A 19,949-nucleotide genomic window follows, 5' to 3' on the forward strand; every position below is an offset into this window, starting at 1 on the left:
CGCCCCGGACAGCGCCGGATCAGATCACTGCCACCCTCAGATCGGCGACCACGGCGTGTCGTCTGCCTCTTCGCGCTCGCCATCGGGACGTTCGGTGACGGTGGCGGCAGGCAGGTAATCGATCACCGCGTCCAGCAGGCGGGGCATGCCCTTGCCGGTCGCACCGGAGATCGGGAACACCTCGTCGGCGCCGGCCTTGAGCAGTTCCTTTGCGTATTCCTGCGCCAGCGCATCGTCGACCAGATCGACCTTGTTGAGCGCCACCAGCCGAGGCTTGTCGGCCAGCAGTTCGCTGTAGGCTTCCAGTTCCTCCTCGACGACGCGCATGGCCTCTACCGGGTCGGTGTTGGAAATGTCGATCAGGTGCACCAGCACGCGGCAGCGTTCGATATGGCCGAGGAAACGGTCGCCGATGCCGGCACCGTCCGCCGCGCCCGCGATCAGGCCGGGGATGTCCGCCAGCACGAATTCGCGGTGCTTGTGCATCACCACGCCCAGCTGCGGACGCAGCGTGGTGAAGGCATAGTCGCCCACCTTCGCCTTGGCGTTCGACAGCGCATTGATGAAGGTAGACTTGCCCGCGTTGGGCATGCCGACAAGGCCGACGTCGGCCAGCAGCTTAAGGCGCAGCCACACCCACTGCTCCGTCGGCGGCATGCCCGGCTGGTGCTGACGCGGCGCGCGGTTGGTGCTGGTCTTGTAGCTGGCATTGCCGCGACCGCCCATCCCGCCTTCAAGGAACGTCACGCGCTGGCCAGCTTCGGTAAGGTCCAGCAGCACCGTGTCGCGGCCTTCGTCGTCGGCGATGATCTGCGTACCGATCGGCACCTTGATGACCAGATCCTTGCCTGCGGCGCCGTTGCGGTTCTGGCCCATGCCGTGGCCGCCGCGCGGCGCCTTGAAGTGCTGGGTATAGCGGAAGTCGATCAGCGTGTTCAGCCCGGGCACCGCCTCGAAGATGATGTCGCCACCCTTGCCGCCGTTGCCGCCGTTCGGACCGCCGTATTCGACGTACTTCTCACGCCGGAAGCTGACCGCGCCGGGGCCACCGCCGCCTGCACGAACGTAGATCTTGGCCTGGTCGAGAAAATGCATGGTTCCTGATCGCCTTCGGCACCGTTAAGGGCGCCCCTTTCGCGACCGGTTCCGGTCGTCGGGATATGAACCCCGCTGAACGCCGTCGGCCGCAGATAAACAAAAAACCCGGCCGTGTCTCGGGCCGGGTGATGCCCGGCTCTTCCGGACACGCCTGAATGTACCGATACTGGTGGAGCCGAGGGGGATCGAACCCCTGACCTCGTCATTGCGAACGACGCGCTCTCCCAGCTGAGCTACGGCCCCGTTCCAGTATCAACCGAGCGCGTTGCCACGCCCGGGAGCGCCCCCTTAGCGAACCCGCAGGCGCCGCGGAAGAGGAAAATGACGGGCGCGCCAAGATTCTGGCGCGCCGGATATTCCTATTGAGCCTGAGGCAGACTGACCTGCGGCTGTGCCGGCACCGGCTGTGCCAGCGTCTGCTCGGCAGTGGGACGCACGGTGATGAGACCGTTCGAGCCATAGCGCGACTGCCATGCAGCAAGGTCGGCGCGGTACTGGTCGTAAGCGTCAAAGAACGCCTTGAACGGTGCTTCCAGCTTGGCGAGGCCCGTGTACGACCAGTTTTCGAACTGATCCGGCTGCACCGTCTGCAGTTCGGTGCTGACTTCCATCGCGGCCTTGCAGAACCCGGAATCGACCGGCGGCAACGAAAAGAAGTTGTAGACCTGCGTCTGATAGCTTTCGCGCGCGACGATCGCGGCCCGGCCCTTGTGCTGGCTCTGGAAGCTGCGGTCGATCTCCTTGCTCGCCTTGTCGAGCGACTTGTCATAGACCTTGAGGAAGCGCTTGTAGCCTTCGAGGATCGGGGTGAATTCCACCTCAACGCAGTTCAGCGCCGCCACGTTGTAGGCCGAACGGAAGTTCCACACCGACTGCGACGTCGATATTCCATAGTTCACCGTGTGACGGGTGCCGTCCTCGGTCTTGGTCGGGATCGTCATCTGCAGCGGCGCGCCCATCGGCGGCGTCGGCATCGGCGGAATCACTACGACCGGGGGCGGGGGCGGGGGCGGCGGAGGCGGAGCCTTGGCACACCCTGCCAGCAAGGCGAGCGTGACGGCGACGGCCGAGCCCGCCAGCAACGAAAGGCGGCGACGGCCCTGATCGTTCACCTTCATCTCAATCCCCTGAAACACCATCGTTCTCCATCGCGTGCGCGACAAGGGTCTAACGCCCCGATTCCATAAAGCAAATGCCCGGTGCGACGAAACGCACCGGGCATCGTTGCTATCAGAATCTGCACTGTGGATTAATCAGCCGGGAAGCAAAAACCTCCGTTTCGGCTGCGATCACTCCTGCACATTCGATCCTGTTATCAGTCGCGCTGGCCCAGGAAGCTGAGCAGGAACTGGAACATATTGATGAAGTCGAGATACAGGCTGAGCGCACCCAGGATCACCGCCTTGCCGACGAAGTCCGTGCCGCGCAGGTGGTAGTACTGGTTCTTGAGCATCTGCGTGTCATAGGCGGTAAGGCCCGCAAACAGCAGCACGCCCAGGATCGAGATTACCAGCTGCAGCACGCTCGAACCCACGAAGATGTTCACGAGGGAGGCGATCAGGATGCCGACCACGCCCATGATGAGGAACGTGCCGAAGCCCGACAGATCCTTCTTCGTGGTGTAGCCATAGAGGCTGAGACCGGCGAAAGCCGCCGCCGTTGCGAAGAACGTGGTGGCGATCGAGGTCGCGGTGAAGACCACGAAGATGGTCGAGAGCGAGATGCCCATCACCGCCGCGAAAGCCCAGTAGAGCAGCTTGAGCGTGCCTTCGCTGAACCGCTGCGCGCCGCCGCTGATCGCGAAGACGAAGCCGAGCGGCGCCAGCATGACCACCCACTTGATGGGCGACTGCATCATCGCCACGGCGTAAGGCGCGAACAGCATGGCGATGACGCCCGAAAGCAGCACGCCCGAAGCCATGTAGTTGTAGATCGACAGCATGTGCCGACGCAGACCCGCGTCATACGAAACAGCACCCGCGTCCCGGCTAGGAGACGCACCAAAGCCCGTGCGGGGCTGGGGGTCGTTCCAATTCGCCATCTTGAACTCCTTTAAGCGAAAGCCTGCACGATGCGGCTCCGCACAGGGGTAATATCGCTCCACCCCCTTTAGGTTTCAAGGGAAACCGGGGAAATCCGACTGTGACAAATTGTATAAGAAGCTCTGTTTCGGATCAGTTTTTCCGCGCCTCGGCCGCCATTTCCGCATTCCGGTCGCGCGAGGCTGTCATGGCAGCGGCGATCACGGCTGCCAGCGCGCCGTCCTGATCCAGCACGTTCATGCCTGCGCGCGTCGAGCCGCCGGGGCTGGCGACCTTGTCGGCCAGCTCACCCGGAGAGAACGCCGAGGCGCCCGCCAGCTGCCCTGCCCCTTCGACCATCGCCAGCGCCATCCGCTGCGACTGCCCTGCGTCCAGCCCCAGCGCCACTGCACCCGCCGCCAGCGAATCGATGAAGCGATAGACGAATGCCGGGCCGCAGCCCGCCAGCGCCGTCACGGCATCGAACAGGTGCTCGCCGGCCAGCCATTCAGGGGTGCCAAGCGGCTCCATCAGCGCGGTAACGGCGGCACGGCCCGTCTCGTCCAGCCCGCGCGCATCCAGGGCGATCGGCGACTTGCCAACGGCGACCGCAAGGTTTGGCATCACCCGCACCAGTGACCCGGCTTGCGGAAAACGCGCTGTCAGGCTGTCCAACTCGACACCGGCCAGGATCGAGAACAGCGCCGTTTCACGCCCCACCAGCGGCGCCAGCGCGGGCACTACATCGTCCAATCCCTGCGGCTTCACACCCAGCAGGATCGCGTCGAAGCGCCCGTCGGCGGGGAGCGTGCGATGCAGCGTCACACCTTCGGGGACCGTTTCACGGTGCGGATCGACCACGGTGAAGCGCGATGCCGGAATGCCGCCGGCCAGCCAGCCCGTCAGCATGGCCCCCGCCATGTTGCCGCAGCCCACGAGCAGGATGTTCTGAAACCGGTCCATGTGCACTCCCTCGATCCACTTTCGCGCCGCGACTTAGGCGAGCGGGCACGCGGCCACAAGGGCCAGTGGCGTGATTGCACAGGGGGCCAGCGATCGAAACGCCGGATCCTGTGTCCCGCTGTCAGGCTTCCCCCGCAGCATCCACCATCGCGGCGGTCAGGGCTTCCTGCGGGGTCTTGTCGCCCCACAGGATGAACTGGAACACCGGGTAGAAACGATCGCATTCCTCGACCGCCGCCTCCACCACGGATTGCGCCTGTCCGGGGCCAAGGAGCCCGTCCGGCCCCAGCATCAGCCCATGGCGATAGAGCACGACGCCGCCGTTAGACCACATGTCGAAATGGCCCAGCCAGACCTGTTCGTTGATCAGGGACAGCGCCTCGAACACCGAATGGCGCTTGCCCTCGGCGACACGAATGTCGGGCAGGCACAGCAGCTGGAGCACGCGATCCTCGGGCCGCCAGATCGCCTGCAACTGGTACGTGGCCCAGGCGCCCTTGATCTCGGCGGATATCTCGTCGTCGCCGGCGTATTCAAAGGGCCAGTCGCGCGCCTCGAATAGCGAGGCAAGCATTTCCACGGGGGCGGCCTCATCGTCCCGGTCGATTTCGTCCTGAACGGTCCTCATAATCTGCGACATCAGCCCTCCGCGAATACGAGTGCATGGATGTGGCCTGCAGGCGGGGGAGCACAATGCACCGGGCCGCATCGCCTGCGCATAACTGCACAAGCCTGTTCACAGGGTGTGGATAAGAATGAATATCCGTTAATACCCGTAACATCCCACCAGCAGTAAATCCCTGCGAACGACCGTCATTTTTCGGAAAGCGGGTCCACCACCTGCCCGGCCGGGCTGGTCCACGGCAGAGCATCGCTGAAGCCGTTCTTCTTCGCATCGGCCAGGAAGGCGTTGGCGGCCTTCTGCGTCGCGAAGGGGCCGATCAGGATGCGGTTGGTGCGGCCCATCTCGCTGACGTACGGCGCGCGCCCCTTGAGCAGCGCGGCACTTTCGCGGGTGTAGCGCCGCCAGTCGAAGGCGATCGCATCCTTGTTGCGCCCGACGCCGATCTGCACCCACATCCGGCTGGGGTGAGAGGGCTTCTTCTTCGCCTTGGCCTTCGCTTCGGCATCGGCCTTCGCCTTGGCTTCCGCTTTCGCCTTGGCGTCAGCCTGAAGCTTGGCCTTGGCTTCGGCAGCCTTGGTAGTGGCGGTCTTCGGCGTGGCCTTGGCGTCCGGCTTCTCCGCCTCGGCGGCGGGCGCTTCTTGCTCCACCTTTGGCAACTGAACGCGCGGAGCCGGTGGCGTTGGCGGAGCGGCGGGCGTAATCAGACGAATGTCGACCGCGCCCGCCGTCGGCATCGCTTCGGCAGTAGGCCTGCCGATGTCCGCGAAGATTTCAGACAGCGAAAGCTGGTTCGGACCGGGGACCGGCGGCGGCGTACTGGGCGCAGAGACCGGCGGAGCCGCCGCTGGCGCAGGAGCGGGCGTTCCGGCGCTTGCAGACATCCGGGCCAGATCGAAGCCGGGCGCATCGGCCTTGGCTGTGACAGGAGCCGAGACCGGTGGCGAAGCCGTTGCCGGGGTAGCCTGGGCCAGCCGCGACGGGGCGGCAGACACGGAAGTGGTAGGAGTAGTCGCAGCAGGTGCAGTCCTGGTAGCGGCAGTCTTGGCAGCCGCGGTCTTGGCAGCAGTCATCGAAGGCGTTGCCGCAATCCGCGCAGTCGTGCCCACTGAAGCCGGTTCCGCGCCGCGCCCGACGGGGGGCAGTTCGCCGCCTTCGCGCTCGATTGCGGGCTTGGGCTCGGGCGGGGCAACGCGATCCGGATCCTGCGCCGCGATGCTCGCCACGCGCAGCGGCGCGCTCGCCTGCTTGCCCGCGCGGGTGCGGGATGTCTTGCCGTTCCGGGCCAGCTTCGCCGCCATGCCTGTGCCGCCCAGCGGCTCGCCCTTCGGGATCAGACCTGCACCGGCAGCCGTAGCGCGCGGCGGCGCATAAGCGGCGATCCGCGCATCGTCGCGGCCGATCTCCGAAGCACGCGGGAAGCGGCCAAGGTTCGCTGCAGCCGCCTGCTGCGCCCGGGTCAGCCGGGGCATGTAGCGCAAGTACGGCGCCACGTTCTGCGCCAGCTGGCCCGGCAGGATACGGCCCGCCAGATTCACGGCCTGATCGGTGTCGCCCGCGATCGCCAGTGTGAAGGCGCGGGTACGCCAACCCGGCTTGTCCTGCCGGTTCAGCAGCGGAAGCAGCGTCTTGTATGCGGCATCGACGTCGCCGCCGATCGCCTGGCTCACGGCAAGGCGGTTCCGCAGTTCGTCGGCCTTGTCACCCGTAGCGGAGGGCAGCGCGAGGGCGTAGTACTGCTGCGCCGTCGCATTGTCGCCCACGAGATCGTAGGCAAGACCACGGTCGGCGGCAATAAGGCCGGGCGCGGTACCGGATTTCTCGGCGGCGTCGAAGTGAGGGATGGCGCTGACGGGGTCGCCGTTGTGGACGAAAGCGCTGCCCAGCCCGGCCTGCACGCGCGGGTCACCAGGGCTGGCTTCGGCCGCGCGACGGTAGAAACCGATGGCGGCGGCATAGTCATTCAGGCCACGCGCGGCATCACCGGCGTCGATCAGCGCCGAAACATCCTTGCCATCACGGCCCAGCCTTTGCAGCGCAGAACTGAGCTTTTTGTTGTCCTCGCTGGGCAGGGCCTGGACCACGGGGTGCGAGACTCCCTGCGCCGACGCAGGCGCTGTCGGCACAACCGCTCCCAGCGCCGCCACCAGCACCGCCGCCGGCAAGGAGCCGCCCAGCAACCGCGAAACCAACTGATCCACCCGCACGTCCTCTTGCAATCGTACTTCCCGGCGAAAGTGCTGCCATTGTCCGGATCGATCGGCACCTTCCCCCCGATGGCACCGTCCGGTGATGATGGCATCCCCCTACGGACAGTGCCGACGGAGTGATAGGTCGACGCCAGACCGGGGCGGCAGGACGACCATGCGCGCCAACAGAGCGCTGATGCGTCCTTGCACGGACGCAGATGAACCTCAAGCGAACGCGGATACATCACCCGCGCTCTGCCCATCATTCAAAAAGCGAAGGGCGGGAACCTGCGCCCCCGCCCTTGCGGCTTACTGGTTGTTCTGGCGTCCAAGGAAGCGCGGGATGCTGATCGAACCGCCATCACCCTCGTCTTCATCGGAAGGCGTGTCGGCACGCGGGCGCGACAGGCTGGTCATCCGTTCGAACAGGGTGCTGCCACCGCCGACGGGCTTGCGCGGAGGCGCGACCGGTGCGGGCGACGGAGCCGGAGCGGAAGAAGGAGCGGTCTGGCCGCCGTCAAGCAGCAGTTCGTCCTGCGGGCGCGGGCGGGCGACGGGAGCCGGCGCCGGCTCTGCCTGAGCTTCGAAACCGAGGTCCAGCGGCTCCTTCTGGAAACGCGCGCCACCAAATCCGGGCGTCGCCGCCGGAGCTTCGCTTTCAGCGCCGAGTTCCAGTTCCGACGAAGGCTCGTAAGCCTGCGGCGGTGCCTGGAATGCCGTCGGAGCGGGAGCCGGGGCGGGTGCAGGTGCCGGAGCGGCCTGCTGCGCCACCGGAGCCGGTGCCGGAGCAGCGGGCGCGTGGTAGGTCGAAGCCGACGGCGGGTTGTGCAGCGCCGGGCGCGCCAGACCGCGCGATGCGCCCAGGTTCAGCGGGCGCGAGGCGATCTCGGCCATTTCCGTGGTCTGTTCGATGCCGGTGGCAACCACGGAGACGCGGATCTTGCCCTGCAGGTCCGGGTTGAACGCCGAACCCCAGATGATGTTCGCATCGGGGTCGACCAGTTCGCGGATATGGTTGGCGGCTTCATCGACTTCGAGCAGCTTCATGTCGTCGCCGCCGATGATCGAGATGATGACGCCCTTCGCGCCCTGCATCGACACGCCGTCCAGCAGGGGGTTGGCGATGGCGCGTTCGGCGGCTTCGAGAGCGCGGTTCGGGCCTTCGCCTTCGCCAGTGCCCATCATCGCCTTGCCCATTTCACCCATGACCGAGCGGACGTCCGCGAAGTCGAGGTTGATGAGGCCCGGCATGATCATCAGGTCGGTGATCGAACGCACGCCCTGCTGCAGCACTTCGTCGGCCAGCGTGAACGCTTCCTTGAAGGTCGTTTCCGCCTTCGCCACCAGGAACAGGTTCTGGTTGGGGATGACGATCAGCGTATCGACGTGCTTCTGCAGCTCCTCGATACCCGAATCGGCGGCGCGCATGCGGCGCGTGCCTTCGAACATGAACGGCTTGGAGACGACGCCCACGGTCAGGACGCCCTTTTCACGCGCGGCCTGTGCGATGATCGGCGCCGCACCCGTGCCGGTGCCGCCGCCCATGCCGGCCGCGATGAAGACCATGTGGACGCCGTCGAGCAGACGCTCCAGCTCCTCACGGGTTTCCTCTGCCGCGGCACGGCCCACTTCCGGGCGTGCGCCGGCGCCAAGGCCCTGCGTGATCTCGGGGCCAAGCTGGATGCGGGTTTCCGCGATCGAGTTGTTCAGCGCCTGCGCGTCGGTATTGGCGACGACGAAGTCCACACCCTCGATCTGGGCCTGGATCATGTTGGCGATCGCGTTGCCGCCCGCACCGCCGACACCGATGACGAGAATGCGAGGACGAAGCTCCTCGATGGCCGGCGGTCCGATGTTAATGCTCATTTCGCTCTCCTGCAGGCACGTTGCGCGAAGAAAATCCGTTGACTTGCCTGATTGCACGCTTCGATTCGTCTAGGCAAAGGATCATAAACCTTTGTCCACAGCCAAAGCCGCCAATTCTGCCCGTTTGGCCGAGTTTGTCGTTCGGTTTGCACGGCTTGTCCTTAAGCAGCTTTTTTCCGGTTCCCGAGGCCGCCCGACCATGGTGCGTCGGACGGAATCAGAAGTATTCGCGCAGCGCCTGATAGACCCGCCCGACCACGCCCAGCTTGCCCAGCCGCACCGTGCTGGTGTGGCTGCGGCGCAGGGCGCGGATGTCCTGCGGATCGGCGGCGGCATATAGCACCAGCCCGGCCAGCGTGGAGAAGCCCGGCTTAACATGCGCCTCGGCCAGCCCGGCGAGCTGCGCCACGCGGCCTATGCGCACGGGCTTGCCGATGGCGGCCTGAGCATAGTCGGCAAGACCCACCAGTTCCGCGCCGCCGCCGGTGAACACCACCTGCTTGCCGCGCTGCCCGGTGAAGCGCATCGTCTTCAGCGCCTTGTTCACCTCTTCCATCAAGATGCCGAGCTGACCGGTGATGACGCCGATCAGTTCCGCGCGCGGGATGCGGTTCTTGTCGTCGGCGTGCCGGGCGATGGGGCCGGTGCCCTCTTCGCCGGGCGCGTTGACGGGGATCATCTCGCGGTGGTCGTGCGGACTGGCGATGGCCGAGCCGTTCACGCACTTCAGCCGCTCCGCCTGGAACCGGCGGATGCCGAACGCGGATGCGATGGCGTCGGTGATGTCCGCCGAGCCCATCGGGATCGACATCATGTCCTTGAGCATCCCCTGCTCGTAGATCGCGACGTTAGTGACCTCCCCGCCGAACTCGACGAGCGCCACGCCCAGATCGCGCTCTTCCGGCGAAAGGCACGCCTGGCCCGCCGCGATGGGGCTGCCGACAACGGCTTCCACCTCAAGGTGCGCGGACTGCACCGCTTCGGTCAGGTTGCGGATCGGGGCACCGTCGGCCAGCATGATGTGGATGTCCACGCCCAGCCGCTCGGCATGGAGGCCCTTGGGATCGATGACGCCGTGCGCGCCGTCCAGCCGGTACTGCGCGGGCTGCGCGTGCAGCACCATGCGCCCGTCGGGCTGGATCACGTCGCGCGCGGAGATCAGCAGCTGGTCGATGTCCTCCTGCTCGATCCGGCGACCGCCGATCTCGGCATCGAACTGGTCGATCCGGCTGGCGAGCCCCGCGCCGGAACAGCCGATCCACACTTTCTGGACAGCGGTGTCCGCCATCTTCTCGGCGCGGTCGATCGCGTCGCGCACGGCGTAGGTGGCGGCGGCCATGTCCGTGACGAAGCCGCGCTTGATGCCCTGGCTGGCGCGATGGCCGGAGCCGAGCACGACCATGTCGCCCACTTCGTTGATCCCGGCGACGATGGCGGAAATGCGGAAGGAGCCGATGTTGACGGCCCCGAAAACGCGGGTGATGCGCTGGTTGGCCATTACTGTTCTTCCCCGCCTGCGTCGGTGGCGCTGCCGGCGGTAGCTCCGCCCGACATGCCCGTATGCGGGACGGACCCCGCCTTCAGCGCCAGTTCCTGACCGTCCTGTTCGGGCACGCGCAGGTAGATGCGGTCCTTCGCGCGCATGTCGAACGCAGTAACCTTGCCGCCCAGCAGCCGGTTCGTTCCGTCGAGCCGCGCGAACGTGACCAGCGCCCCTGCGGATTCACGGTCGCCTTCGGGCAGGGCCAGCACCTGGCCCGACTGGAAGGTCAGGTTCCAGCGACGATTGCCGATCCACTCCGCCTCCGCCACGCGCGGCTTAAGCGCAGGGGCGGCCTCCAGCAGGTGGCCCAGCGCCAGCACCTGCTGGCCCGCACCGGGGCCGGACACGATCAGCCTGTTGCCGGCGCCCTTGCGGCTGACGGCCTCCAGTTCATGCCCCGTCTCGTCGATCAGCACGAAGCGGTCGGCCTTGCGCAGCACGGCATGGGGTTCGCGCTCGACGATGTCGATGACCAGCGAATCCGGCAGCTGGCGCGATACGCGCGCGTCCTTGACCCACGACAGGCCCAGCAGATCCTGCCGCAGTGCCTCTATGTCGACCAGCGGCATCGCCCGGTCGCGTTCGGCCAGCGCCTTTTCGTAAACCTTCAACTCGTTGATGTTCTTGACGCCGCGCACTTCGACGCGCTTCACCTCGAACCCGGTCTGGCCCGCGATCAGCGCCATCTGGTGCCCGGCAAGGCCCGGCAGCCCGGCAAAGCTGGCGACGACGCACAGCAGCGCCGCCGCGCCGCCCAGGATCGCGATCAGGAATATCCGGTGAAGCTGCGCTTCGGAGAAAGGCAACCACGCCATCGCCAGGTCGAGCGCCGAGCCGGTGCGCGCCTTGGCGACGCGCACCTTGCGCTGCGCCCCGGCCTGCGCGGCGGCCTTGCGGGCGGTGGTGCCCTTGCGCCGGATGGTCTGGCTCATTTTGTCCCGTCTTTGCTGGCAGCGTCTTTGTCGGCAAGCGCCTCGGCGATGATCGCCTCGACGAGTTCGGGATAATCCATGCCGCAGGCGCGCGCCTGTTCGGGAACGAGGCTGAGCGGGGTCATGCCGGGCTGGGTGTTCACTTCCAGCAGGAACAGCCCTTCGATCCCCTGCGTGTCGTCCCAGCGGAAGTCGGAGCGGCTGGTGCCCCTGCAGCCCAGCAGCTGGTGCGCGCGCAGGGCGATGTCCTTGCAGGCCTGAGTGATCTCGTCCGGGATTTCTGCCGGGCAGACGTGCTCGGTCATGCCGTCGGTATACTTGGAATCGAAATCGTAGAAGCCCGACTTGGGCTTTAGCTCGGTGACCAGCAACGAGCGCTCACCGATCACCGCCGTCGTCAGTTCGCGCCCGCGGATGTAAGGCTCGGCCAGCAGTTCGTCGAACTCCTGCCATGGACCCTTTACGTCGCGCGCGATGGGATTGCCGTAGTTGCCCTCTGCGGTAACGATGGCGACGCCGACGGACGACCCCTCGTTCACGGGCTTCAACACATAAGGGCGCGGCAGCGGGTCGCGCTCGTGGATCTCGGCGGACTTCACCACGCGTCCACCGGGCATCGGGACGCCATGTGGGACGAGCGCCTGCTTGGTCAATTCCTTGTCGATGGCAATCACCGACGTCGCGAGGCCCGAGTGCGTGTAAGTCAGGCCCATCAGGTCCATCATGCCCTGCACCGTGCCATCCTCGCCCGGCGCACCGTGCAGTGCGTTGAACACCACGTCCGGCTTCGCCTCGGCAAGGCGAAGCGCCACGTCGCGATCCATGTCGATGCGGGTGACCTTGTGGCCCTTGGACTCCAAAGCCTTGGCCACGCCCTCGCCGCTCATCAGCGAGACCGGGCGTTCGCTCGACCAACCGCCCATCAGGACCGCGACATGGAGTGCAGGAAGGCTCATGAATTCAAACTCGTTCGATAAAGCGGGGTTTGCAGTTCGCGGACCGCATCGGAGCAGCCCTTGTCCCAGGGGAAGAGGCCGTCGTCCACGCCCGGCCAGACGATCTGGAACGCGCGGGACATTTCCTCGCCCTCATGCTCGGCATACCACATCGCCGAGTTGAAGTAGTGCGGGATCAGGCATTCCGGCTCTACTTCGCGCAGCATGCAGCGGTGGCCTTTCAGGAGACCGTCGATCTCCTTCCAGTCCTCCATCGCGAAGCCTTCGCGGCACATGTCGAGCAGGCCGTTGATGACGGCGGCGGACAGTTCGGTCGAGAAGCCGAAGACGATCACCTCAGGCTGGCTGACGGTGGTGCGAAAGCCTACCGAATAGGCGAAGCGTTCCTCGCCATCGTCCTCATCATCGTCGTAGCCACCGTCCTCCGGCTCGTCGGGCGGGGTGACGACGGTGATGTGGCAGCCGAATTCCTCGATGTTATCGAGGATCTGCTGTTCGTGGCGGGACAGGCGGTCGTCTCTCACGCGCGCCCCCCATCGATCCTGCGCCCCACCCGCTGGATTTCCCATTCGAGGTCGATGCCCGATGCGGCCTTCACGCGGCGCCGCACTTCGTCGCCAAGGCCCTCGATCTCCTCGCTGGTGGCATCGCCGGTGTTGAGCAGGAAGTTAGTGTGCTTTTCGCTGACCTGCGCGCCGCCCATCGTCAGGCCGCGACAGCCCGCTTCGTCCACCAGCTTCCACGCGGAATGGCCGGCGGGGTTCTTGAAGGTAGAGCCGCCGGTCTTGGAACGCAGCGGCTGGCTGGCTTCGCGCGCGGCGGAAATGCGATCCATTTCAGCTTGTATGGCGGCGGGTTCGCCAGCACTGCCCCTGAAGCGAGCGGAGACGACGACGGCGCCTTCCGGCAGCAGCGAATGACGGTAGGTATAGCCGAGATCGGCATTGCCAAGCGTCACCAGTTCGCTCGAACGCAGCACCACGGTGCAATCTATCAGGACGTCCTTGACCTCGCCCCCGTAAGCGCCGCCATTCATCCGCACGAAGCCGCCGACGGTGCCGGGGATGGAGCGCAGGAACTCCACGCCCGCAATTCCCGCGTCACGCGCCGTGGAGGAAACGAGGATGCCGCTGGCCCCGCCGCCGCAGTCCAGCGTGACGTCGTCCAGAGGGGCAACCCTGGCAAAGGCCTTGCCCAGCCGGATTACAACGCCGGGAACGCCGCCGTCGCGCACGATCATGTTGGAGCCAAGGCCCAGCGCCATGACCGGCACTGCCGGGTCCAGCGCGCGCAGGAAGTCCTGCAGATCGGCAAGGTCTTTCGGCTCGAACAGCCATTCCGCATGCCCGCCCGCCTTGAACCAGACGAGCGGGGCCAGCGGCGCGTTCACCGTCAGCTTGCCGCGTACCTCAATCTGGTCGGGCGTGCGTGTCACCGCGCCCTCCGCGCCCGCACGGCGTCAGCCAGCCCGGCGGCCCACTTGGTGATGTCGCCCGCGCCCAGGCAGACGACCATGTCGCCCGGCTGGATCGTGCTCGCCAGCGCATCGGCCAGCGCATCGGCGCCGTCGATCACTTGTGCAGAACGGTGTCCGCGCGCCTTCATGCCCGATACCATCGCGGCGCTGTCCACGCCCTCGATCGGCTGTTCGCCCGCCGCGTAGACGGGCGCAGCATAGACGATATCCGCGTCGTTGAAGGCGCTTTCGAAGTCCTCCATGTGGTCGCGCAGACGGGTGAAGCGGTGCGGCTGCACCACCGCGATGACGCGACCCTTCACACCTTCGCGCGCCGCTGCCAGCACGGCGCGGATTTCCACCGGATGATGACCGTAATCGTCGATCACGGTGACGCTGCCGCCCTCCAGTTCCACTTCGCCGACTTTGGTGAAGCGCCGCTTGACGCCACCGAACTTGGAGAAGCCGGTCTGGATGCAGGTGTCAGAGCAGCCCATCTCCACCGCCACGCCCACTGCGGCGAGCGCATTCTGGACGTTGTGGCGGCCCGGCATCGGCAGTTCGATACCTTCGATCCGGCGGAACGTGCCGTCCCGCTGGCGCAGCGCCACGTCGAAGCGGTTGCCGCCGGGAATCGGCGTCACGTTCTCACCGCGAATGTCGGCCTGCGCGGAGAAGCCGTAGGTCACCACGCGGCGGTCCCGCACCCTGGGGATGATCGCCTGCACTTCGGGATGGTCGATGCACAGCATCGCCGCGCCGTAGAAGGGCACGTTCTCGATGAACTCGACGAAAGATTCCTTGATCCGGTCGAACGAGCCGTAATGATCGAGGTGTTCCGGATCGATGTTGGTGACGATCGCGATCGTGCCGTCGAGACGCAGGAATGACCCGTCGCTCTCGTCCGCTTCCACCACCATCCAGTCCGACGCGCCAAGCCGCGCGTTCGAGCCGTAGGAATTGATGATGCCGCCGTTGATGACGGTGGGATCGACGCCGCCCGCGTCCAGCAGAGCCGCGACCATCGAGGTCGTCGTCGTCTTGCCATGCGTCCCAGCCACGGCGACGGTGTTCTTCAGCCGCATCAGTTCGGCCAGCATCTCTGCCCGGCGCACTACGGGAATACGGTGCTCCAGAGCGTAGACCACTTCGGGGTTTTCGCGCTTCACCGCCGTGGAGGTGACGACCACTGCCGCACCTTCGACGTTCTGCGCGGCATGACCGATCGAAACCTTGATCCCGCGCGCGCGCAGGCCTTCGACCACATAGCCTTCGGCGATGTCGCTGCCCTGCACCGAATAGCCCAGGTTGTGCATCACTTCGGCAATGCCGGACATGCCGATGCCGCCGATGCCAACGAAATGGATGGTACCGATGTCGGTGCCGACGCCTTTCACTTCATATTCTCCATTGCCAGCGCTTCGCCGCCCTTAGGCAGGCTGGCCTTTTCCATTCGAATAACGTCCATGATCGGCGCCGCGCCGAAGCTTTCGACCAGATCGGCCAGATCCTTCGCCGCGTTGGGATAGCCGCAGTTCCACGAAGCATGCGCGGCGTTCGCCAGCGTTTCGGGGTGCTGGGCGATGGCCTGGATCTGCAGGCACAGGTCCTTCGCCATCTTCTGGTGAATCTCCGCCTGCTCGCTGAGCAGGGCGTTGCGCTTGTCACCCCGATAGGCGTCGGGGTTTTCCGTTGTGACGGCGGGCTGGCGGATCACCCGCGCACCGCCGCCTGCCACCATCTCGCGCGCGTTGACGCTCTGGTGGTCGTCCATGGCGTAAGGCAGCGGGATCAGGATCGCCGGGCGGCCGACCGCGGTCAGTTCCGCGATGGTCGATGCGCCGGAGCGGCCGATGAACAGATGCGCTCCGGCAAGCCGCTGCGCCATGTCCTCGAAATAGGTGGCCAGTTCGGCGGGAATGCCGTGCTGGGCATAGCGTTCGCGCACGCGCTCTATGTCTTCTGCGCGGGCCTGCTGGATCACCTGCAGGCGCGACCGCAGCGCCGGGGGCAGCATCGCCAACCCTTCTGGAACGACATCGGAAAGCACCCGCGCGCCCTGGCTGCCACCGGTGACGAGGATGCGGAACAGGCTGTCCTCGGTGAATTCGGGGAACGGCTGTTCGCGCAGGGCCAGCACTTCATCGCGCACCGGGTTGCCCACCAGCGTGACCTTGCCCGCCAGCGCCGGGTCCAGCTTTTCGGTGTTCTTCGCCGAAGTGGCGATGGCGTCCACCTTCTTCGCGAACCAGCGGTTCACGCGGCCCAGAACCGAGTTCTGTTCGTGCAGCACGATCGGCAGCTTCGCGGCGCGGGCGGCCAGCATCGTGGGCATCGCCGGGTAGCCGCCGAAGCCGATCACGGCAGTGGGCTGAAAGCTTTCGAACAGCCGCAGCGCCATGCGACGGCCCGCCAGCACGCCTTTCGCGCCCTTCAGCCAGCCGATCGGGTTCCTGCCCGCGATCCGGCCCGGCGGCAGGACGTGCGTGGTCAGGTAATCGGGCTTGCCGGGGATGGCCGCCCCACGCTCGTCCGTCACCAGCGCCACGTGATGGCCCCGCGCGTGCAGTTCCGCCGCCAGCGCGAAGGCGGGGATGAGGTGTCCGCCAGTCCCGCCAGCGGCAAGGACATAGTGGCGGGAAACCGGGCTCATGACAGGTCTCCCATGGCGCGCAGGCTGAATTTCTCGCGCTGGATGAAAGGGTTGCGCCGGGTTACGGCCAGCAGCAGCCCCATCGACAGGCACATCGCCACGGTGGAGGAACCGCCATAGCTGATGAGCGGCAGGGTCATGCCCTTGGACGGGAATAGCTGCAGGTTGACGAGGATGTTGATGAACGCCTGCCCGCCGAACTGCGCGGCAAAGCCGGACGCGGCCAGCACCGTGAACAGGTCTTCCTCATCCACAAGGCGCAGGATCACGCGCGTCAGGATGGCGAGATACAGCACCACGATGACCATGCAGGCCAGCAGGCCGAACTCCTCTCCGATGACGGAGAAGATGTAGTCGGTATGCGCTTCGGGCAGCGCCATCTTGCGCGTTCCCATCCAGAAGCCAAGCCCGGTCCACCCGCCGTTGAGGATCGTGCGTTGCGCCAGGTCCACCTGATCGAAGGCCGAACCACCGAACAGGAAGTTGTCGATGCGGTTACGGCCGTTGTCATACGTGAAATACATCAGGACGAGGCCGGCAACGCCCGCCGCGCCCGCGATGGCGATGCGCTTCACGTCGATCCCGGTCAGCAGGATCATCACCAGGAAGGCGCCTGAAAACAGCATCGTCGAACCAAAGTCTGGCTGCAGCATCAGCAGCCCGCCCAGCAGCACCATCACGCCCGCGCAGATGCCAACGACCGGCATCTGCGGGTCGCGCGCGCGCCACGAAATGATCCAGGCCAGCAGGATCGGCCAGCCGCACTTGAGGAATTCCGATGGCTGCAGCGAAATCCCGAAGCGCAGCCAGCGCTTGGCGCCGTTCACCTCGGACCCGACGATCGGCACCAGCACTAGTGCGAACAGCATCGCTCCGCCCAGGAGGATGCCGAAGCGCCGCGCGTTCTCCCGGCTCAGGCTGGAGGCCCAGAACATGGCCACAAGGCCCACCATCTGCCAGCGCATGTGCAGGTAGAAGAAGTGCAGCGAACGCAGCGTTTCCGCCGAAGTGGACAGGCGCTTGGCACTGGCTGGCGAACCTGCCGCCACGGCGACCGCGCCGATGGCCATCAGGATCAGCACGAGCACCAGCGTGGGGCGGTCGATCTCCTGCCACCAGATCGCGATCTGGTTGCGGCGATTGCGGTTGTAGCGCTGCGCGTTCTGGCCGGGTGCAAGCGTGGCCATCACCCCTGCTCCCCGCCGGCATCGGAAAGCAGTGCTTCGACGATCTGGCGGAACGCCTGCCCCCGCGCTTCGTAATCGCGGAACTGGTCAAAGCTGGCGCAGGCTGGGGACAGCATCACGACGTCACCCGGCTTTGCCGCCGCCATCGCCTGACGGATCGCCTCTGCCATCATCTCCGAGCGGTGAACTTCGGTGTGCGGCGAGAGGATTTCTGCGAACAGCGGCCCGGCGTCACCGATGGTATAGGCTGCGGCGATGTTGCCGAAGAACGGCGCGCATTCGTCCAGATTGTCGCCCTTGGGCAAGCCGCCCAGAATCCAGTGGATGCGCGGTTCAGGGTCTGGCGGAAAGGCGGCGATGGCAGGCGCGGTGGAGGCCGGGTTGGTCGCCTTGGAATCATTGATGTAGGTGACGCCGTTCGCCACCGCGACGCGCTCCATGCGGTGCGGCAGCCCGCTGAAGGTGCGCAGGCCCTTGCGCCACTGCGCCTTCTTCACGCCCAGCGCCTCGACGATGGCGATGGCCACGGCGGCGTTCTGGAGGTTGTGCGGCCCCTGCAGCGAAGGCCATTCCTTCTGCATGTCGAGCAAGTCGGCCCCGTCCACCAGTCGCACCAGCCCCGGCGCGCGGCGCGCGGCTTCGATGTGAGCGATGGCGCGCGTTTCCTTGTCGCCCATGCCGAACACGGCGTTCGACCCGCGCCCCTGCATGGCGAACAGCCGCGCCTTCGATGCGGCATAAGCCTCGAACCCGTCGTAGCGGTCGAGGTGGTCGGGCGTGATGTTGAGCAGCGCCGCGACATCGCAATCGAGGCTGCAGGTAATGTCGATCTGGTAGCTGGACAGTTCCAGCACATAGACCCCGCCTGCCGGCATCGGATCGGTGCCGAGCACGGGCACGCCGATGTTGCCCCCTGCCCGCGCAGGCACGCCCGCAACTTCAAGCAGGTGGCAGACCAGAGAGGTCGTGGTCGACTTTCCATTGGTGCCGGTGATGCCGACGACGCGGTGCGCGGGCAGATCGGCGCGGGCCATGGCGAAGAGCTCGATGTCGCCGATCACCGGCACGCCCGCCCGCTCCGCCGCTTCTGTCACCGGATGGCGGTTGAGGGGGATGCCGGGCGATACGACAAGGCCGTCGTACCCGGAAATGTCGCCACTGACCGGGTCCGCCAGTTCCACCTGACCCGTCTCGGTCCACTCGGCCAGCTGCTGGCGCGCTTCGTCGCGCGCGTCCCAGGCCATGACGTGGGCGCCGCTCTCCACCAGCGTGGCGGCGGCAGTCAGGCCGGACCGGGCCAGCCCGAGAACCGCAAAGCGCTTGCCGGCGAAGTTGGGGGAAACGATCACGGTCGAATCCTCATCGCTCTGGCCATCCTCAACGCAGTTTCAGAGTGGCGAGGCCCAGCACCGCAAGGACGATCGAGATGATCCAGAAGCGGATCACCACCGTCGATTCGCGCCAGCCCTTCTGCTCGAAATGATGATGGATTGGCGCCATTCGGAAGACGCGGCGCCCGGTGCGCTTGAACCAGAAGACCTGGATGATGACCGAGGCCGCTTCCAGCACGAACAGCCCGCCGACCACCGCCAGCACGATCTCGTGGTGTGCGGCGACGGCGATGCAGCCCAGCGCGCCGCCAAGGGCAAGACTGCCGGTATCGCCCATGAACACGGCGGCAGGCGGCGCGTTGAACCACAGGAAGGCCAGCCCTGCGCCCATGATCCCGGCGCAGAAGATCGCCAGTTCGCCCGCGCCCGGAACATGCGGGATGCCCAGATAGTTCGCATAGTCCACGCGGCCCGCAAGGTAGCAGATGATGGCGAAAGTGCCCGCCGCGATGATGACCGGCATCGTCGCCAGACCGTCAAGCCCGTCGGTCAGGTTCACCGCATTACCCGCGCCCACGATCACCACTGCCGCGAAGACGTAGTAGAACGGCCCGAGCGGGATGTAGCGGCCCGACAGGAACGGCACGTAGAGGTTGGTGTTGAGCTGGCTGACGATGATGTAAGACGCGATGCCCGCGACCACGAATTCCAGCAACAGCCGCAGCTTGCTGGACAGGCCGGCGTGGTGGCGTTTGGTCACCTTGTCGTAGTCGTCGAGGAAGCCGATGGCGCCGAAACCCACCGTCACCGCCACACAGGCCCAGACGAAGGGGTTATAGACGTCCATGAACAGCACCATCGAGCCGACCAGCGCGGTCAGGATCATCAGGCCGCCCATGGTCGGTGTGCCGCGCTTGGCGAGGTGGCTCTGCGGGCCGTCTTCGCGGATCGGCTGCCCCTTGCCCTGGCGGACGCGCAGCATGTTGATGAACTTGGGGCCGATAATGAGGCCGATGACGAGCGCCGTCATGAAAGCCGCGCCCGACCGGAACGTCTGATAGCGGAAAAGGTTGGACAGTCCCTCGTAATGGAACCATTCTGCGATAAGATACAGCATCTTGCGGGCTTTCGC

General features: G+C 66.1%; 17 protein-coding genes and 1 tRNA gene. All 18 read right to left on the bottom strand.

The annotated features are described in order from the left end of the window. Positions 1–36: 36 nt before the first annotated feature. The gene (gene obgE, locus GGR40_RS17530) at positions 37–1,095 is read right to left on the bottom strand and encodes a GTPase ObgE (protein ID WP_429277543.1); all 1,059 of its coding nucleotides are present in this window, start codon (positions 1,093–1,095) and stop codon (positions 37–39) included. A 170-nt stretch (positions 1,096–1,265) separates the two neighbouring features. Then, positions 1,266–1,341 (bottom strand) — tRNA-Ala (locus GGR40_RS17535). A 116-nt stretch (positions 1,342–1,457) separates the two neighbouring features. After that, positions 1,458–2,216 (bottom strand): hypothetical protein, encoded by a 759-nt coding sequence (locus tag GGR40_RS17540; RefSeq protein WP_429277544.1) that lies wholly within the window; start codon positions 2,214–2,216, stop codon positions 1,458–1,460. 197 nt (positions 2,217–2,413) lie between these two features. Further along, positions 2,414–3,139: a Bax inhibitor-1/YccA family protein gene (locus GGR40_RS17545; RefSeq protein WP_429277545.1), complete on the bottom strand. Its 726-nt coding sequence runs from the start codon at positions 3,137–3,139 to the stop codon at positions 2,414–2,416. 133 nt (positions 3,140–3,272) lie between these two features. Further along, entirely contained in the window at positions 3,273–4,082 is an 810-nt protein-coding gene (locus tag GGR40_RS17550; RefSeq protein ID WP_429277546.1) for a pyrroline-5-carboxylate reductase family protein, read from the bottom strand. Between the two features lie 121 nt (positions 4,083–4,203). After that, a complete protein-coding gene (locus tag GGR40_RS17555; protein WP_429277547.1) occupies positions 4,204–4,722 on the bottom strand; it encodes a type III secretion system chaperone family protein in 519 nt (172 codons plus the stop codon). Positions 4,723–4,895: 173 nt separating this feature from the next. Then, positions 4,896–6,905 (bottom strand): SPOR domain-containing protein, encoded by a 2,010-nt coding sequence (locus tag GGR40_RS17560; RefSeq protein ID WP_429277548.1) that lies wholly within the window; start codon positions 6,903–6,905, stop codon positions 4,896–4,898. 297 nt (positions 6,906–7,202) lie between these two features. Next, a complete protein-coding gene (gene ftsZ / locus GGR40_RS17565) occupies positions 7,203–8,759 on the bottom strand; it encodes a cell division protein FtsZ (protein ID WP_429277549.1) in 1,557 nt (518 codons plus the stop codon). A gap of 217 nt (positions 8,760–8,976) precedes the next feature. Then, on the bottom strand, positions 8,977–10,257 hold the full coding sequence (gene ftsA / locus GGR40_RS17570; protein ID WP_429277550.1) for a cell division protein FtsA: 1,281 nt from the start codon (positions 10,255–10,257) through the stop codon (positions 8,977–8,979). After that, on the bottom strand, positions 10,257–11,234 hold the full coding sequence (locus GGR40_RS17575) for a cell division protein FtsQ/DivIB (protein WP_429277551.1): 978 nt from the start codon (positions 11,232–11,234) through the stop codon (positions 10,257–10,259). The genes ftsA and GGR40_RS17575 overlap by 1 nt, the downstream gene beginning before the upstream one ends. After that, the gene (locus tag GGR40_RS17580) at positions 11,231–12,190 is read right to left on the bottom strand and encodes a D-alanine--D-alanine ligase (RefSeq protein WP_429277552.1); all 960 of its coding nucleotides are present in this window, start codon (positions 12,188–12,190) and stop codon (positions 11,231–11,233) included. Before GGR40_RS17580 ends, GGR40_RS17575 begins: the two co-directional genes overlap by 4 nt. After that, positions 12,187–12,714 (bottom strand): DUF4262 domain-containing protein, encoded by a 528-nt coding sequence (locus tag GGR40_RS17585; RefSeq protein ID WP_429277553.1) that lies wholly within the window; start codon positions 12,712–12,714, stop codon positions 12,187–12,189. Before GGR40_RS17585 ends, GGR40_RS17580 begins: the two co-directional genes overlap by 4 nt. Next, positions 12,711–13,625, bottom strand: a complete 915-nt coding sequence (gene murB / locus GGR40_RS17590) for a UDP-N-acetylmuramate dehydrogenase (protein ID WP_429277554.1) — start codon at positions 13,623–13,625, stop codon at positions 12,711–12,713. Before murB ends, GGR40_RS17585 begins: the two co-directional genes overlap by 4 nt. Continuing rightward, a complete protein-coding gene (gene murC, locus GGR40_RS17595) occupies positions 13,622–15,043 on the bottom strand; it encodes a UDP-N-acetylmuramate--L-alanine ligase (protein WP_429277555.1) in 1,422 nt (473 codons plus the stop codon). Before murC ends, murB begins: the two co-directional genes overlap by 4 nt. Continuing rightward, a complete protein-coding gene (murG, locus tag GGR40_RS17600) occupies positions 15,040–16,299 on the bottom strand; it encodes an undecaprenyldiphospho-muramoylpentapeptide beta-N-acetylglucosaminyltransferase (protein ID WP_429277556.1) in 1,260 nt (419 codons plus the stop codon). The genes murC and murG overlap by 4 nt, the downstream gene beginning before the upstream one ends. Beyond that, positions 16,296–17,486, bottom strand: a complete 1,191-nt coding sequence (locus GGR40_RS17605) for an FtsW/RodA/SpoVE family cell cycle protein (RefSeq protein WP_429277557.1) — start codon at positions 17,484–17,486, stop codon at positions 16,296–16,298. Before GGR40_RS17605 ends, murG begins: the two co-directional genes overlap by 4 nt. Next, positions 17,486–18,835 carry a UDP-N-acetylmuramoyl-L-alanine--D-glutamate ligase gene (gene murD, locus GGR40_RS17610; protein ID WP_429277558.1) on the bottom strand — a complete coding sequence of 450 codons (1,350 nt, stop codon included), beginning with the start codon at positions 18,833–18,835 and terminating at the stop codon, positions 17,486–17,488. The genes GGR40_RS17605 and murD overlap by 1 nt, the downstream gene beginning before the upstream one ends. Before the next feature lie 28 nt (positions 18,836–18,863). Beyond that, positions 18,864–19,934: a phospho-N-acetylmuramoyl-pentapeptide-transferase gene (gene mraY / locus GGR40_RS17615; RefSeq protein WP_429277559.1), complete on the bottom strand. Its 1,071-nt coding sequence runs from the start codon at positions 19,932–19,934 to the stop codon at positions 18,864–18,866. Positions 19,935–19,949: the final 15 nt, after the last annotated feature.

The sequence above is a fragment of the Novosphingobium gossypii genome (assembly GCF_050433305.1).
In the GTDB taxonomy this organism is placed as follows: domain Bacteria; phylum Pseudomonadota; class Alphaproteobacteria; order Sphingomonadales; family Sphingomonadaceae; genus Novosphingobium; species Novosphingobium gossypii.

Coding starts and splice junctions, on each gene's coding strand:
- GGR40_RS17575 (WP_429277551.1), bottom strand. CDS start 11,234: ATGAGCCAGACCATCCGGCGCAAGGGCACCACCGCCCGCAAGGCCGCC.
- mraY (WP_429277559.1), bottom strand. CDS start 19,934: ATGCTGTATCTTATCGCAGAATGGTTCCATTACGAGGGACTGTCCAAC.
- GGR40_RS17550 (WP_429277546.1), bottom strand. CDS start 4,082: ATGGACCGGTTTCAGAACATCCTGCTCGTGGGCTGCGGCAACATGGCG.
- GGR40_RS17605 (WP_429277557.1), bottom strand. CDS start 17,486: ATGGCCACGCTTGCACCCGGCCAGAACGCGCAGCGCTACAACCGCAAT.
- obgE (WP_429277543.1), bottom strand. CDS start 1,095: ATGCATTTTCTCGACCAGGCCAAGATCTACGTTCGTGCAGGCGGCGGT.
- GGR40_RS17580 (WP_429277552.1), bottom strand. CDS start 12,190: ATGAGCCTTCCTGCACTCCATGTCGCGGTCCTGATGGGCGGTTGGTCG.
- ftsZ (WP_429277549.1), bottom strand. CDS start 8,759: ATGAGCATTAACATCGGACCGCCGGCCATCGAGGAGCTTCGTCCTCGC.
- murG (WP_429277556.1), bottom strand. CDS start 16,299: ATGAGCCCGGTTTCCCGCCACTATGTCCTTGCCGCTGGCGGGACTGGC.
- GGR40_RS17540 (WP_429277544.1), bottom strand. CDS start 2,216: ATGAAGGTGAACGATCAGGGCCGTCGCCGCCTTTCGTTGCTGGCGGGC.
- GGR40_RS17555 (WP_429277547.1), bottom strand. CDS start 4,722: ATGTCGCAGATTATGAGGACCGTTCAGGACGAAATCGACCGGGACGAT.
- GGR40_RS17545 (WP_429277545.1), bottom strand. CDS start 3,139: ATGGCGAATTGGAACGACCCCCAGCCCCGCACGGGCTTTGGTGCGTCT.
- ftsA (WP_429277550.1), bottom strand. CDS start 10,257: ATGGCCAACCAGCGCATCACCCGCGTTTTCGGGGCCGTCAACATCGGC.